The sequence below is a fragment of the Burkholderia sp. MSMB1498 genome (assembly GCF_001526245.1).
GTDB classification, from domain to species: Bacteria; Pseudomonadota; Gammaproteobacteria; order Burkholderiales; family Burkholderiaceae; genus Burkholderia; species Burkholderia savannae.
This window is the reverse complement of record NZ_LOYJ01000009.1, coordinates 1-15,212: the sequence shown is the minus strand read 5'-3', so window position 1 is coordinate 15,212 and position 15,212 is coordinate 1. Positions and strand designations below refer to the sequence as shown.

The following is a 15,212-nucleotide window of genomic DNA, read 5'->3' as shown; positions in this document are numbered from 1 at the left end:
ATCGATGATCTGCCGCTGCCGAACGACGAGCTCGAATATCTTCCGGACGGCGAAGAATCGCGTGCGATCCAGGGGCGAGAAGGCGTGCAGCGCTTGCAGCGCACGCGGCGGATCAAGTCGAGCAACGTCGCGCTGCGCGACTTCGATTATCACGCGCCGTCGAAGCGCTTGGACAGCGATGCGCAGGTCGAGCTGTCGAGCCTTGACGGCATTCCGCTCGAGTACTACGACTATGCGACCGGCTATAGCGATCCGGCGCAGGGCGAGCGGCGAGCGCGCTTGCGGCTCGAAGCGATCCAGGCGGACTCGCACTCGCTCGTCGGCGAGGCGAACGCACGCGCGCTCGCGACGGGCCGCGCGTTCACGCTGGTCGGTCATCCGGCGTTGAGCCGCAATCGTCGGTACTACGTGACGAGCAGCGAGCTGACGTTCATTCAGGACGGACCGGATAGTACGTCGCAGGGCCGTAACGTCGCGGTGAAGTTCCGCGCGCTCGCCGACGATCAGCCGTTCCGCCCGCTGCTCGTCACCAAGCGGCCGCGGGTGCCGGGCATCCAGAGCGCGACGGTGGTGGGCCCGGAGATGTCGGAAGTGCACACCGACAAGCTCGGGCGCATCCGCGTGCACTTCCACTGGGACCGCTACAAGACGACCGAAGCGGACGCGTCGTGCTGGATTCGCGTGACGCAGGCATGGGCGGGCAAGGGCTGGGGCGTGATCGCGATGCCGCGGGTCGGGCAGGAAGTGATCGTCGTTTATGTCGACGGCGATCTCGACCGGCCGCTCGCGACGGGGATCGTCTACAACGGCGAAAACCCGACGCCTTACGATTTGCCGAAGGATATCCGCTACACGGGCCTCGTCACGCGTTCGATCAAGCGCGCGGGCGGCATTCCGAACGCGAGCCAACTGACGTTCGACGATCTGCACGGCGCGGAGCGCGTGATGATCCACGCGGAGCGCGACATGCAGCAGACGGTCGAGCGCAACAGCTCGACGTCGATCGCGCAGGATTTGAACCTGTCGGTGGATGGCACGTCGACGTCGGTCGTCGGCATCAAGGTCAGCTTCACCGGCATCTCGGTGTCGTACACGGGGCTGTCGGTGAGCTTTACCGGCGTGTCGGCGAGCTTCACCGGCGTGAGCACGTCGTTTACCGGCGTGAGCACGAGCTTCACCGGCGTGTCGACATCGTTTACCGGCGTGACCACGGGTTTCACCGGCGTATCGACGTCGTTTGTCGGTGTGGACACGAGCTTCACCGGCATCAGCACGGGGTTCGTCGGCGTGTCAACGAGCTTGACGGGTTCCAAGAATTCCGTGACGGGCGTGTCGAACAGCATGACGGGCATCTCGTCGTCATGGACCGACGTCAGCATGTCGACGACCGGGCAGTCGCAGAGCACCACCGGCGTATCGCTGTCGTACACGGGCACGTCGAGCAGCATGACGGGCACGAGCACGTCGGTGACGGGCACGTCGACGAGCATCACGGGCACGTCGATGTCGAACACGGGTAGCTCGACGAGCATCACGGGCACGTCGATGTCGACGACGGGCAGCTCGACGGGCATTACGGGCTCGAGCATGTCGGCCACCGGCAGTTCGGTGGGCACGACGGGCTCGAGCGTATCGACGACGGGCAGCAGCATGTCGGTGACGGGATTCAGCTTCTCGTACATCGGCGCGAGCTACTCGGACGTGGGCATCGATCTGAAAAAGCTCGGGATGCAGACGAAGAACTGACCTATGCGACATATCAAACCACAAGCGGCCCTCGTGGCCACGACCAATACGCAGATCGGCGCGCAGCCGATGCTCGGGATCAGCATCGGCATGGGCTTCAGGCTCGATCAGCCGTCGATCCTCGTACACGAAGCGGCTGTCTGGGAAGCGCTGAAGGCAGCTGCGCCGTCGCTGCCGCTGTATGAATCGGCACTGCCGAAGCAGCGCGCCGAATGGCTGCTCGCCGGCCATTCGACGCATTCCGTCGGGCCCGGCGCGAGCTCGCGCAATGTCGACTGGACTGCATGGGTCGAGTTCGACGGCGTGCGCAAAGTGGTCTCGTGCGCGACGCAGCTCGGCGACGAGCATGCGCAGGGCGGCTTCGCGCGCATCGCGATCGATCACCGGCATGCGGCGGCGGGCGGCGCGCAGGAAAACCCGTTCGGCGTGGCGTCCGGCACGCCGCCGCTGCAACAGCTGCGCACATTCGGCGTCGGCCCTGCGCCGCTCGCGGCGATGGGCGCGATCGGCAGCGACTGGCCCGAGCGCACGCAATGGATGCCGACGCGGCCGGGCACGGTCGACGCGATGGCGCAGGACGGCACGCATATGGGCTGGCCCGCGAACGTCGATTTGCGCTTCTTCCAGCAGGCGGCGCCCGATCAATGGGCGCGCGGCGAATGCTGGACGCCCGGCGCGCGTTTCGAGCTGAGCGGCTTCGGGCCGCAGGGCGAGGGCTTCGCGGGCGAGCTGCCGCGCCTCGTGCCCGTCGCGCTCGTGACGCGCAACGGCCGCCCGGGCATTGAGCGCCTGTCGTTCAAGCAGCAGACGGTGTGGTTCCTGCCCGATCGCGGCATCGGCGTGCTGTGGTGGAACGGCGCGGTCGCGCTCGATTTCCTGCTCGACGACAGCCCGACGATGCTCGTCACCGCATTCAAGGACGAGGCCGAGCGGATCGACGTCGACGCGGTGATGAAATTCGCCGATCAGCGCGCGGACCTGAACTGCACCGATCCGCTGCAACAGGCGGATCACGAACTGATGCCCGCTGTCGCGAGGGGCTGGACCTGGGAGATGATCCTCGACGCGGAAGACCATCCGCGCTTCGCACCGGCGCCGCGCGGCTATGAAGAAGTCCGTGCGCGGGTCGAGCAGAACCGTCGGCAGCTCGTCGAGGCGCGCGACGCAAGCGAACGGCTGTCGGCGTTCGAGGAAGCGAATCGCAACGCGAAGCTGCCGGGCGCGGCGCGCGGCGGCGAAAACTGGCGCACGCGGCTGCGTCAGGCGAAGACGCCCGAGCTCGCGAACGTCACGATTCGCGACGCCGATCTGTCGTCGCTGCGCTTCGACGGCTGGAAGTTCGACGAAGTGCGCTTCGAGCGCTGCACGCTCGATCGCAGCGAATGGACGAACTGCCGGCTCAATCAGGTGCATGCGGTCGACTGCTCGTTCGCCGACGTGAAGATGAGCGACGGCTGGTGGAAGGGCGGCAAGATCCAGCGCTGCAATCTCGAGCGCAGCGCGTGGCTGAACGTGGAGATCGAGCGGATCTCGATCGACGAATGCCGGCTCGACGATCTGAAAGTGGCGGGCGGCTCGTGGTCGATGCTGTCGGTGCAGGGCCGCGGCGGCGTGCGCGGCGACGTTCAGGATGTCGAATGGAACTCGGTGTCGTGGTCCGAGGTGAGCGCGCCCGGCTGGACCTGGACGCGCGTGCGCGCGGACGATCTCGCGATCGTCGAATGCGCGATGGCGGGCCTCGCGGTGTCGCAATGCACGCTCGCGAAGCCGAGCATTTTGCTGACCGACTTGTCCGCGAGCGTCTGGCAGCGCAGCATGCTCACGTTCGCGGTGCTGTCGCACGGCACGTCGATCAACGGCGCGCGGCTCACCGACTGCGTGCTCAAGTCGTCGAGCCTGCAGGAGCTGCGTGCGGACCGCGTGCAGGTTGACCACTGCTCGTTCATGCAACTGAACGCGCAGCATCTGCATGCGCAGCAGTCGCACTGGAGCCGCACGGTGCTCGACGGCGCGAACGTGATGCACGCGCAACTGACGGGCACGTCGTTCGACCGCTGCTCGCTGAAGGAGGCAATGTTCTATGGCGCCGACATGCGGCAGACGCGCATGCGCGACTGCAATCTCGTTCGGGTCCGCACGTCGTGGATTCACCCGCCGGAAGCAGGCGCGTGGCGCGGCAATCTGAACGCCGGCCAGCTCGACGTGCCGAGGAGGGTGTGATGAGCAAGATCCGCTCGACGGTGCCGCCGCCGCCGCTGCCCGAAGTCGTCGAGGGGCAGCACTACACGTTGCCGCAGCGCGACGTCGCGCTGGCGGACACGCTGTTCGTCGATTGCCACTTCGACCGCGTCGAATGGACGGGCTGCCGGCTGTCGAACCTGCGCTTCGTGAACTGCACGTTCGATGCGAACCGCTTCGATCGCTGCGAGCTGCTGAAGCTCACGTACGAGTCGAGCCGGCTCCGGGCGAGCGCGTGGACGCAGAGCGCGTTGCAAGGCGTGTCGTTCAGCGAATGCGAGATCGAGGGCGGCACGTGGACGGGCAGCTTGCTGAAGGACGTCGTGTGCGCGCAGTCGAAGGGCGCGCGCTGGCTGTTCGACGGCGTGCGCGGCGCGCACGTGTCGCTCGTCGCGGGCGACTACGCGGGCGTCACGCTGCGCGGCGGGCACTGGAGCGACACGTCGTGGATCGGCAGCCAATTGGCCGAGCTGCGGCTCGAATCCGTCGGGCTGGAGAACCTGATCGCAGGGCAAAGCGGCTTTCAGCACGCGGTGCTCGTCGAATGCCGCGGCGTCAACGTGCGCTGGATTGATTCGCGCATCGAGCGGTTGACCGTGCAGGGCTGCGAGCTGAAGCAGGCCGCATGGTCGCACAGCACGTGGGCGACGGGCGAGATCCACGCGAGCCGGCTGCCGCTCGCGAGCTTCGATCATGCGACCGTCAACGGCCTGACCGTGACGAACAGCGACTTGCCGCAGGCGATCTTCGACAGCGCGAGCGTGTCGGACAGCTCGCTGCAGGGCGTGCGCGCGCAGCGGATCGCGTTGCGCGACGCGTGGCTCACGCGCGTGAACCTGTCCGGCGCGCACCTGCAGCAGCTCGATGCACGCGGCCTGCATCTGGAGCGCGTCGACCTGCGCGGCGCCGATTGCCGAGGCGGCAATCTGATCGGCCAGCTTCGCCCGGTGTGGGCGGCGGCCGACACGCGGGATGCGGTATTCGAGGAAGCCACCGGCGCTGATGATCAGCTTTGGTGGCAACGAGTCCAACCGGGAGCAAGAGGAGTTTGACGATGAGCATGCGGGAAATGGTTGTCGCGCACGACGCGCTTGCATACGAATCGGACGACGACGCGGCGTCGCGTCACGCGCTGACGCGGATCATGAAGGGCGGTGCGCGCGTGCGCGATGAGAAGGCATGCGAGCAAGCCGAGCCGGCGGATGCGCGGGCATCGTCCTCGCCCGCCGCCGCGTCGACGACGCTCGCGCGCATCGACGGCAAGCGCACGGCGGCGGGCGAATGGCCCGTCGCGGTGCAGCCGGGCGTCGTGCTGCGCGCGAGGAAGGCGGTGAGCTGCGTGGTCGCGCCGGAGCCGGGCGATCTCGTGCAGATCTGCCGCGAAGGCGAGCACTGCTGGGTGCTCGCGGTGCTCGAGCGCGGCGCGGCGGGCGGCGAAAAGCGCGGTGAGAAGAACCGCGAGGTCTTATTGGATTTTGGCGACGCGCACGTCGCGCTTCGCGCGCGCGACGTGCGCGTCGAGGCGCGCGATCGGTTGTCGCTCGAGGCCGCGCAGCTCGCGAGCCGCGCGCAGGTGGTGACGCAGGCGGCGGCCGAGCGCCAGACGCACGTGAGCGGCACCGACGCGACGCACGCGGGCAGCACGGTCGTCCACACCGAGCGGCACATGGCGATGCACGCGAAGAGCGCGGTCGTCACCGCGGCGTCGCTGCTGAAGATCGACGCAGGCCAGATTCACATGGGCTGAGCGTCGCTCGCGCCCGGTTTCTTGAAGGAGGTAGTCATGTTTGCAAATTGCTCAGCCGGGGGGATGGCGATCGCGCCGGGGAACGACGTCTGCAAGACGCCGCCCCTCGCCATTCCCATGCCGTACACGAACATCGCGAACAAGCCCGAGGCCGTGCCGAACGTGCCGAACATCATCTATGCGGGCGGTCCGGTGCACAACCTGAACACGATCATTCCGGTCACTCACAGCGACGAGCCGGGCTCGATGGGCGGCGTCGCGTCGGGCACGGTGTCGGGGCCGTCGCGACACGCGAAAGGCTCGAGCAAGGTGATGATCCAGGGTGCGCCGCAGACGCGGCTCACGGACACCAACCTGCCGAACAACCAGAACACGGCCGGCTTTTCCGCCGTTCCGTCGCAGACGATCACGATGACTCTCAGCTGAACATCGTGCGTCGCAAGATGGGCCCCTTCAAATCGATCGCGGCGGCGCTCGCGCTCGGCGTGCTCGCCGGTTGTTCGGCGTTCTCGTCGTCGAAGCCGGAAGAACCGCGGCAACTGCACGTGACGCTCGTCGGCGGCGGCCGCCTGAACGCCGCGCCGGCTGGCGAGGCGCGTCCGATTCAGACGTGCGTGTACGTCGTGACCGCGGCCGACTGGCTGCCGACGCAGGGCGGCGACGATTCGTCGTGCGCATCGCGCGGGCAGGACAGCACGGTCGTCGCCGATTCGCGCCACGTGATCGCGCCGAACCAGGTGCTGCAGTTCTCGTTGAGCCTGCCGCGCTCGGGCGATCTCTGGCTCGTCGCCGACGCCGACTACGCGCGTCGGCCGGCGAACTACGCGCCGCTGCGCGTGCGCGTCGAGGGCCGCGGATTGATTCACATGGCCGTCTGGCTTGACCGCGACGGCATCTACAACGCGTTGTTGCCGGGGCCGGTGCCCGTCGGCGGTGTGATGTCCGCATCGGCCGTGCGCATCGACGAGCCGCCGCCCGAGCGCAAGACGAAAACCACCTATGGGACAAGGAGAAGCAGGCAATGAGTAGTCTGCCGGTAGGACCGGTCGCGTGGAGCGACGGCATGCTGATCGAGACGCAGCACTTCCAGCAGCTCGAGCGGCATCTCGCGCATCAGGCCGCACTGCGGCTCGGTCAGACGTCGAATCACGGCTGGGGCTTCACGCTGCTCGATCTCGATCAGGACGGCCTCGGGCTCGGCAGGCTCGGGCTGCGCCACGCGCGCGGCGTGTTCCAGGACGGCACCGCGTTCTCGCTGCCGTCCGACGATCCGCTGCCGCCGCCGCTCGAGACCGAGCTCGCGCAGGCGGGCGACATCGCGTGCCTCGCGCTGCAAGCCGCGCGCACGGGCGGCCCGGAGATGGCGTTCGGCGACGTCGCATCGGCGTCGCGCTATCGCGCGGTGTCGACCGAAGTGCCCGATCTCGCGGTCGGGCTCGACGCGCCCGGCACGCCGCGGCGCCTGACGATCGAGACGGGCCAGCTCGTTTCGCGCCTTTGCTGGAAGTCGCAATTGCGTTCGGATGAAGTCGCGCTGCCGATCGCGCGCGTCGCGGGCCGCAATGCGAGCCGCACGGTGTCGCTCGATCCGCGCTTCATCCCGCCGCTGCTCGACACGCGCGCGCATCTCGTGCTGCGCTCGCTGATCGACGAATTGCAGAGCACGCTGCGCGTGCGGCTCGCGAGCACGTCAGCGCAGCGCGTGCTGTCGACGGGCGGCGGCGTCGCCGATCTGATCGAGCTGCTGCTGCGCCAGGCGATCGCCGAGTACCGGATGCGTCTCGCGAACCTCGACGCGTTCGATCCGCTGCCGCCCGCGATGCTGTACCACGAGCTCGTCGGCCTGCTCGGGCGCCTGAGCGTGCTGCCGGGCGTCGACGAGGAGCTCGCCGATCGCGAGCTCGGCTACAACCACGACGATCTTCAGACGAGCTTCGAGCCGCTCGCGATGATGCTGCGCCAGGCGCTCGCGCGCGTGATCGAGACGCCGGTGTTGCCGCTGCGCTTCGAGGATCGCGGCGATCAGGTGCACATCTGCATCATCGACAAGCAGTGGAACCTGAAGAAACTGATTTTCGCGTTTTCGGCCGCGATGCCGGCGGAGAAGCTGCGGCAGTTGCTGCCGCAGCAGACGAAGCTGGGCGCCGTCGAGCAGATCCAGAAGCTCGTGGACCTGCAACTGCCGGGCGCGCGTCTGAACGCGTTGCCCAATCCCCCGCGCCAGATTCCCTACTACGCCCAAAGCACGTACTTCGAAGTGGAATCGACCGACCCGTTCTGGAAGCAGACCCTCGCCGGCTCGGCGATGGCGCTGCGCATCGTCGGCGATTTCCCCGATCTTCGCTTCGAAGCCTGGGGGCTGAGAGACGGCAAGGTGGCGTGACCCACGACATGAGACGCAATCTGCTATGAGCCTGCTACGAAACCTGTCCACCACGCTGCGCCGCGTATCGATGGCGTCCAACATGCTCGATCGCGCGGCGGCGAATCCGGATCTCGCGACGCGGATTCCGACGCTGTCGTCGCTGTCGAGCGCGGCGATGTCGAGTTCCGCCGTGTCGACCACCGGCACGACGAACGTCGCCGCGTCGGGCGGCGCGGCGAGCTCGGGTGCGCCGAGCTTCACATCGTCGGGCGGCGCGGCGAGCGCGCATCCCGTGAGCGACGCGCTGCCGCATGCCGACGGCTCGCCCCGCAATCCCGCCGTGCTGCAATTCCCGGTGCCGGGCGGCGCCGCGGCGCCCGCCGACACGCGCGGGGCGTCGCCCGTCGTCTACAACCCGCAGGGCGAGCAGGCCGCGATCATGAAGGCGGGGTTGCAGCAGGCGAGCTGGAACAACCCGTTCGTGTCGCACGCGCTGCCCGCGGTGCTGCAATTGCAGCGGCATCTCGCGGCCGGGCCGCTCAACCAGGCCGCGATCCGCACGCAGCTCGGGCTCGAAGTGCGGCTCTACCGCGAGCGGCTTGCCGGCTCCGGCTGCGAATGGGAGCAGATCCGCGACGCGTCGTACTTGCTTTGCACGTATCTCGACGAGACCGTCAACGATTCGGCGCGCGAGCACTCGCAAGTCGTCTACGACGGCGAGCGCAGCTTGCTCGTCGAATTCCACGACGACGCGTGGGGCGGCGAGGACGCGTTCGCCGACCTGTCGCGCTGGATGAAGGCCCCCGAGCCGCCGATCTCGCTTCTGTCGTTCTACGAACTGATCCTGTCGCTCGGCTGGCAGGGCCGCTACCGCGTGCTCGATCGCGGTGACGTGCTGTTGCAGGACCTGCGCTCGCAGCTGCATGCGCTCATCTGGCATCACGTGCCGCCCGAGCCGCTCGGCACCGATCTCGTCACGCCCGCGAAGCGGCGCCGCTCGTGGTGGACGGCCGGCCGCGCGGCGGTCGTCGCGCTCGGCGTGCTCGCGCTCGCCTACGGCGCGATCAGCCTGTGGCTCGATTCGCAGGGGCGGCCGATCCGCAACGCGCTCGCCGCGTGGATGCCGCCCACGCGCACGATCAACATCGCGGAGACGCTGCCGCCGCCGCTGCCGCAGATCCTGACGGAAGGGTGGCTCACGGCGTACAAGCATCCGCAAGGCTGGCTGCTCGTGTTCAAGAGCGATGGCGCGTTCGACGTGGGCAAGGCGAACGTGCGACCGGACTTCATGCACAACATCGAGCGGCTCGGCCTCGCGTTCGCGCCGTGGCCGGGCGACCTCGAGGTGATCGGCCACACCGATTCGCGGCCGATTCGCACGAGCGAGTTCCCGGACAACCAGGCGCTGTCGGAAGCGCGGGCGCGCACCGTCGCCGACGAACTGCGCAAGACCGCGCTGCCGGGCGGCGCGCGCGCGCCGGAGAACTCGGTGCAGCGCAACATCGAGTATTCGGGGCGCGGCGACGGGCAGCCGATCGACACGGCAAAGACGCCCGCCGCGTACGAGCGCAACCGCCGCGTCGACGTGCTGTGGAAGGTGATTCCCGACGGCGCGCAGCGCCACGACCGCAACCTGAACCTGCAGCAGCCGGAGAAGCCCGGCCAGGTCCCGATGCGCCCGGCGATGCCGGAAGGCGTCGAGATCGCGCCTGAAGGACAACTGCCTTATGCGACGACGGAGGGCCGTCAACCATGATTCGCACGAGCTTGAGAGTATTCGCGGCGATCCTGATCGCGATCCTGATCTGGTGGGTGGGGCCGCTCTTCGCGTTCGGCATCTATCACCCGCTCGGCCCCGTGTGGGTGCGCGAGATCCTCGTCGCGCTGGTGCTGATCTGGGGCTTCTGGCCGACGCTCGCGCGCCTTTGGGCGCGGCTCGCGATGAGTCCGCGGCAGGTCAAGGTCGCGCCGAAGACGAAGCAGCTCGATTTCGTCGACAAGCATCTGCGCACCCTCGACCAGCAACTGAAGGAGCGCTGGCAGAAGGAGCCGCGCGGCCGCTGGAAGCGCTGGGTCGGCGCGCTCACGCGCCAGCATCGCGCGACGCTGCCGTGGTATCTGGTGCTCGGCTCGGAAGGCAGTGGCAAGACGAGCTTCGTCGCGAAGGCGGTCAACGTGTCGGGCTCGGTGCAGGACCGCGTGCTCGGTTCCGACGCGACGTACGGCCGCGGCGACGATTTCAACTTCCGGATCACGCGCGAAGCGGTGTGGTTCGACGTCGGCGGCCGCTGGAGCCTGCGCGCGGGTGTCGACGAGGCCGAGCTCGAAGCTTGGCGCAAGCTGCTGCGCGGCATGCGCCGGCTGCGCAAGGGCGCGCCGATCAGCGGCGTCGTGCTGTGCCTCGACGGCGTCGACATGATCGATGCGCCGCTCGACGCGCGCAAGCGTCTCGCGGACTCGGTGCGCGCGCGGCTCGACGAGATGCACGAGGCGTTCGGCCAGCAGGTGCAGGTGTACGTCGCGCTGAACGGGCTCGATCGGCTCGACGGCGCGGTGTCGACGCTGTCGCTGCTGGACGCGTCGAAGTGGGTGAGGGGCGTCGGCTTCAGCCTGCCTGACGACGGCGCCGAGGCTGACGCCGCGCGCGCCGACGCGACGTGGCAATACGCGCTGCAAGGCCTGCAGCAGCGGGTGCAGCAGCAGGTGCTGTATTCCGCGCCCGCCGCGACCGAGGTGTCGATGAACCATGCGCAGTTGCGCTTCGTCGAGACGCTGAGCCGCATGCAGAAGGCGCTCGTCGCATGGCTGCACGTCGCGCTCGCGCCGGGCGACACGCGTACGGCCGCGCGGCTGCGCGGCGTGTGGCTCGGCTCGATGGCCGAGCTCGCCGATGCGCATCCGGCGGCCGCGGCGGGCGCCGGCGCGGCGGGGCTGCCGGTGCCGTCGCGGTCGCTGAACGAGCTGTGGACGCCGCTCATCCGGCAGGTGTCGCTCGAGCGCGACGCCGTGCGGCCGAGCGGCCCGAAATCGTGGCGCGGCCGCCTGGGCGACGCGCTGCGCTGGAGCGCGGTGCCGATCGTCGTGTTGGGCCTCCTGCTGTGGTTCGGCTGGGGTTACGTCACCGAGCGCGACTACCTCGACGGCGTGTGGGCGCAGTTCACCGAGGCGAAGCGGCTCGCGCAGGCCGATGCGTCGTACGGTAACGACGGCGGCTCGACGCTCATCGAGATCGCGAACCAGATGCGCTACGCGCAGCTGCAGGCCGAGGACGCCGCGCAGGGGATGGCGACGCCGTACTTCGAGCACGGGCTCGTCGCCGAGACGGCGCGCGACACCTATTACCGGCACTTGCAGAAGATGCTGATGCCGGAGCTGTACAACGAAGTGCGGCGCACGCTCGTGTCGCAGGTCGACGGCACGCCGGGCGACATTTACCAGACGCTGAAGGTCTACCTGATGCTTTGCCGTCCTGATCGACGCTCGGCGGACGACGTCGTGCGCTGGCTCGACGGCCGCTGGGACACGCTGTCGGGCGGCCAGTACTCGGACGACGACCGGCGCTCGCTGCTCGCGCACGTGCGCACGCTGATATCGCTGAAGAACGTGCCGGCGACGCCGGAGGACGCGAACCTCGTGCGCTCGGCGCGCGCGAAGGCCGCGCAGATTCCGCTCGTCACGCGCGTGCTGCAGCACATCCACGCACAGGGGCTGCCGCAGCAGGTGAACGACATTTCGCTGTCGCGCGCGGCGGGCTTCGAGGCGGCGATGAGCCTGCGCATGCGCAGCAACGTGCCGTCGACCGATACCGCGGTGTCCGGCTGGTTCACGCGCGCGGGCTACACGGACGTGTTCCTGCCGAGGTTGCAGAAGAGCGCGCGCGCGATGCTCGAGGAAGAGAGCTGGGTGCTGCGCGACGAGACGCTGTCGGGCAACAGCTTCCAGATCGACGGGCTCGTGCAGAAGCTCGCCGATTCCGCGCGCAACCAGTTCCTTCAGGACTACATCGGCGCCTGGCAGAACTTCCTGAACGACGTGACGGTGCGCGGCGTGACGGGGCTCGACGACGCGTCGCAGCTCGCGGCCGCGATGATGGAGGCGCAGTCGCCGCTCGCGAACCTGCTGCGCTTCGCCGCGCGCGAGACGACGCTCACGGGCGCGAGCGACGAAGGCAACATCGACAGCTGGATCGATCGGCAGAAGTACCGCTTCGAGAAGGGCCGGCGGCAGATCGTCGGCGAGCTGAGCGGCCAGCACTATCGGACCGTGCTGCTGCCCGAGCACGTCGTCGAAGAGCACTTCCAGGCGATCCGCCAGCTCGCCGCGCAGTTGAACCGCAACAGCTCGGTGGCCACCAATCCGCTGTCGCGCCTGTTCGAGCCGCTGTATCGGCAGCTCGGGCTCGTCAACGGCGCGCTGCAGGCGGGCCAGGTGCTGCCCGCGCAGTACGACGCGTTCTCGCGGCTGAAGGAGACGGCCGCGCGTCAGCCGGAGCCCGTGCGCGGAATCATGCTCGACCTCGTGAGCAGCGGCAGCACGATGACGACGCGCGAATCCGGCGCGTTGCTCAATCGCGGCGCGGCGGGCGCGACGAAGATGGTCTGCGATCAGGGTTTCACGGGCCGCTATCCGTTGCGCCGCAACACGCAGGCGGACGCGGGCGTCGAGGACTTCGAACGATTGTTCAGCTCGCAAGGCCTGATGGCGACGTACTTCCGCGATCACCTCGCCGCGTACGTCGACACGTCCGCGAAGCCGTGGCAGGCGCTGCGCTCGAACGGCGGGCCGAACGGGATGGTCAGCCAGTCGGTCCTCAATTCGTACGAGACGGCCGACCGCATTCGCGGCGCGATGCTCGACGATTCGGGGCACTTGCGTGTGTCGACCGTGCTGCGCTTCATCGACATGGATTCGCAGTTGTCCGAAGCGCAGCTCGTGGTCGGCGGACAGACGCTGCGCTTCGCGCACGGCGTGACGTCGCCGCACCGGATCGACTGGACCAACCAGAACACGCAGCTCGCGATCAAGCTGCAACTGAAGTCCGTCGACGGCCGGATGACGACGTTGCAGTTCGACGGGCCGTGGGCGCTGTTCCGCTTCTTCGACGCGGGGCAGGCGATCGGCGGCACGGGTACCGCGGACCGTCGCGAGCGGCTGTATCAGACGAGCCTCGGCACGGTACGCATCGAATGGCAGGCGCTCACGCTGCCGTCGCCGATATGGTCGGGCATCCTGCAGTCGTTCAGGTGTCCGTCGTGATGCGTCGAGCATCGGTATTCATGCGCCGCAGGGCGCGCACATTGAAAAGGAGCAAGACATGATTGATCCGAAGGAAATCTTCGCCGCATGCAATAACGCGCACCAGTACGGGCAGGATGCGAGCGGCTCGATGGCCAAGCCGTTCATGGATTCGATTCCGAATCTGTCGACGGCGTCGTCGAGCAATGCGAGCAACCTGATCGGCAACGTGCAGGATGTGGGCTCGAAGATGCTCGAGCACATGTCGTCGATCAAGTCCGCGGTCGACAAGCAGGTGATGATCCACCAGGACAACCAGCAGCGTCAGAAGACCTACGACTTCAACGTCGACATGCGCGACCTGCGTCCGACCAACGCCGTCGGCTTCCCGGAGGAAATGCCGTCGATCTTCTTCGCGCCGTTCAGGACCGGAAAGTGATGCGGTTCGGCTGCGTGGGCAGCTGCGTCGGCGTCGGCGCGCTTCGCGCGCGGGCGTCGTCGCGCGCCGCGCGACGCCTGGCGGTGCACAGGCGAATTCCGGGCGCGCGCCGGCGCGCCCGTTTCAATCTTTTGTGAGGATGGAGAGATGTCGATGACGAAGCAAATCGTGGCAGGGATCGTGGTGGGGCTCATCTCGATGAGCAGCCATGCGCAGTTGGGTCAGCTGTTCCAGTCGGTGAAGGAGCAGGTGACGCAGGCGGCGACGTCGCAGGTCAACCAGGGCGTGCGCTCGGCGACCGACGAGGCGGTGCAGGCGACGTCGACGCGCACGCGCAAGGCGATCGATTCGGTGCGCTCGCCGTCGTCGTCGGCGGCGGCCACGTCGACTCCGACGACTTCGTCGACCTCGTCCACTAAGGAGACGAGTGACGCGACGCTGAACGAAGCGCGCAAGTAACCGAGCGGCCGCGCATCGAGCCGGCCGCAGGCCGCCATGTGGGCGATGCGGCGGGTCGGACGGCTTTCGCGACGTGCGGCGCGTTGCGTCTTCGTCGCGAAAGCTGATTGAACGATCATGAAACTATCGTATAACCGTCGATTTACGGGGGGAGTAATCGAGGCTCTTCTCGAAATCAACCAGGAGTGTCTTATTGACGGAAAGGGAGCGCATTTATGTTCCAGACTTCGATAATCAGCGTCGTCGGCGTATTGGTGGCGATTGTCTTGATTTTCGTGGTAGTGACGACGTCAATGACTTTGTCGACGGTCATGTCGTCGGTTCGGGCTCAGACCGTTGTGAAGAATGGTTATGAGGCCGTGGCCGATGTCGTGAATATCGGCCAAACCGGTGTGACGCTGAATAACGTGCCGATGATGCGCGTCGAGCTGCGCATTCACCACAATGGCGCATCGTGGGACGTGACGATCAAGCAATTCATCGATTTGGGGAATATCCCGCGCGTCGGCGAGCGAGTGCGGGTGATGGTCGACCCGGCGGACAATTGCCGCGTGATGTACATGGGGCTCGCGAACGGCGGACGTTGAGCTCGGCCCGCGTGCGCCGGCGCGGTTTCGGCGGCGGCGATTCTCGCGTGCGCGCTCGGATCGAGATAAGGGTGCGATGTCGTTTTTCAAAAGTGGTGCCGTAAATGCTCGATTGGGCTTATTCGATAATTCCATATCGACATGATGGTGATAAGAGAGTGCATTTTCGAAACTTGCTTCGAAAAATGAAAATCGAATTAAAAATGTTTACATTTAGGATTCGATATCTTATGCTGCATCGCAGAATCCTCGGTTCAATAACACACGTCGCCGCGCAACGGTAATTCGGGCGGCAAGACGTCGGAAAGTATTTATTCCATCAAGAGGCGTCATGCGAGATAGAGGCGCTGGAGACCACGGGCTAAAGGGAGCGGGGGAACCGCGACAGGCCCGGGG

General features: G+C 67.4%; 12 protein-coding genes. All 12 read left to right on the top strand.

Annotated elements, in window-relative coordinates; genetic code table 11:
* Positions 1-1,746: type VI secretion system Vgr family protein (locus WS91_RS01950; protein ID WP_059669639.1), on the top strand; the 1,746-nt coding region annotated here is incomplete at its 5' end.
* Between the two features lie 3 nt (positions 1,747-1,749).
* Positions 1,750-3,966 (top strand): DUF2169 family type VI secretion system accessory protein, encoded by a 2,217-nt coding sequence (locus tag WS91_RS01945; protein WP_059669638.1) that lies wholly within the window; start codon positions 1,750-1,752, stop codon positions 3,964-3,966.
* Positions 3,966-5,036, top strand: coding sequence for a pentapeptide repeat-containing protein (locus tag WS91_RS01940; RefSeq protein WP_059669637.1), 1,071 nt, complete (start codon positions 3,966-3,968; stop codon positions 5,034-5,036). The genes WS91_RS01945 and WS91_RS01940 overlap by 1 nt, the downstream gene beginning before the upstream one ends.
* Positions 5,037-5,038: 2 nt before the next feature.
* Complete coding sequence (locus WS91_RS01935; protein WP_059645855.1) at positions 5,039-5,731, top strand: DUF3540 domain-containing protein; 693 nt, start codon at positions 5,039-5,041, stop codon at positions 5,729-5,731.
* Between the two features lie 36 nt (positions 5,732-5,767).
* On the top strand, positions 5,768-6,157 hold the full coding sequence (locus WS91_RS01930) for a DUF4150 domain-containing protein (protein ID WP_038755427.1): 390 nt from the start codon (positions 5,768-5,770) through the stop codon (positions 6,155-6,157).
* Positions 6,158-6,162: 5 nt separating this feature from the next.
* Entirely contained in the window at positions 6,163-6,756 is a 594-nt protein-coding gene (locus WS91_RS01925; protein WP_038755425.1) for a type VI secretion lipoprotein TssJ, read from the top strand.
* Positions 6,753-8,114, top strand: a complete 1,362-nt coding sequence (tssK, locus tag WS91_RS01920; protein ID WP_038755423.1) for a type VI secretion system baseplate subunit TssK — start codon at positions 6,753-6,755, stop codon at positions 8,112-8,114. The genes WS91_RS01925 and tssK overlap by 4 nt, the downstream gene beginning before the upstream one ends.
* Positions 8,115-8,196: 82 nt before the next feature.
* A complete protein-coding gene (gene icmH / locus WS91_RS01915; protein WP_038755421.1) occupies positions 8,197-9,852 on the top strand; it encodes a type IVB secretion system protein IcmH/DotU in 1,656 nt (551 codons plus the stop codon).
* A complete protein-coding gene (tssM, locus tag WS91_RS01910) occupies positions 9,849-13,352 on the top strand; it encodes a type VI secretion system membrane subunit TssM (protein ID WP_038755419.1) in 3,504 nt (1,167 codons plus the stop codon). Before icmH ends, tssM begins: the two co-directional genes overlap by 4 nt.
* A 58-nt stretch (positions 13,353-13,410) precedes the next feature.
* Positions 13,411-13,770, top strand: a complete 360-nt coding sequence (locus WS91_RS01905; protein ID WP_038755417.1) for a DUF6277 family protein — start codon at positions 13,411-13,413, stop codon at positions 13,768-13,770.
* A 147-nt stretch (positions 13,771-13,917) separates the two neighbouring features.
* On the top strand, positions 13,918-14,229 hold the full coding sequence (locus WS91_RS01900; protein WP_059579704.1) for a hypothetical protein: 312 nt from the start codon (positions 13,918-13,920) through the stop codon (positions 14,227-14,229).
* A 311-nt stretch (positions 14,230-14,540) separates the two neighbouring features.
* Positions 14,541-14,816: a hypothetical protein gene (locus tag WS91_RS01895; RefSeq protein WP_059669640.1), complete on the top strand. Its 276-nt coding sequence runs from the start codon at positions 14,541-14,543 to the stop codon at positions 14,814-14,816.
* The last annotated feature ends 396 nt before the right edge of the window (positions 14,817-15,212 follow it).

Excerpts from the sequence above, each read along its gene's own strand:
- WS91_RS01945 (WP_059669638.1), top strand. The coding sequence starts at position 1,750 with ATGCGACATATCAAACCACAAGCGGCCCTCGTGGCCACGACCAATACG.
- WS91_RS01940 (WP_059669637.1), top strand. The coding sequence starts at position 3,966 with ATGAGCAAGATCCGCTCGACGGTGCCGCCGCCGCCGCTGCCCGAAGTC.
- WS91_RS01935 (WP_059645855.1), top strand. The coding sequence starts at position 5,039 with ATGAGCATGCGGGAAATGGTTGTCGCGCACGACGCGCTTGCATACGAA.
- WS91_RS01930 (WP_038755427.1), top strand. The coding sequence starts at position 5,768 with ATGTTTGCAAATTGCTCAGCCGGGGGGATGGCGATCGCGCCGGGGAAC.
- tssK (WP_038755423.1), top strand. The coding sequence starts at position 6,753 with ATGAGTAGTCTGCCGGTAGGACCGGTCGCGTGGAGCGACGGCATGCTG.
- icmH (WP_038755421.1), top strand. The coding sequence starts at position 8,197 with ATGCTCGATCGCGCGGCGGCGAATCCGGATCTCGCGACGCGGATTCCG.
- tssM (WP_038755419.1), top strand. The coding sequence starts at position 9,849 with ATGATTCGCACGAGCTTGAGAGTATTCGCGGCGATCCTGATCGCGATC.
- WS91_RS01905 (WP_038755417.1), top strand. The coding sequence starts at position 13,411 with ATGATTGATCCGAAGGAAATCTTCGCCGCATGCAATAACGCGCACCAG.
- WS91_RS01900 (WP_059579704.1), top strand. The coding sequence starts at position 13,918 with ATGTCGATGACGAAGCAAATCGTGGCAGGGATCGTGGTGGGGCTCATC.
- WS91_RS01895 (WP_059669640.1), top strand. The coding sequence starts at position 14,541 with ATGTCGTCGGTTCGGGCTCAGACCGTTGTGAAGAATGGTTATGAGGCC.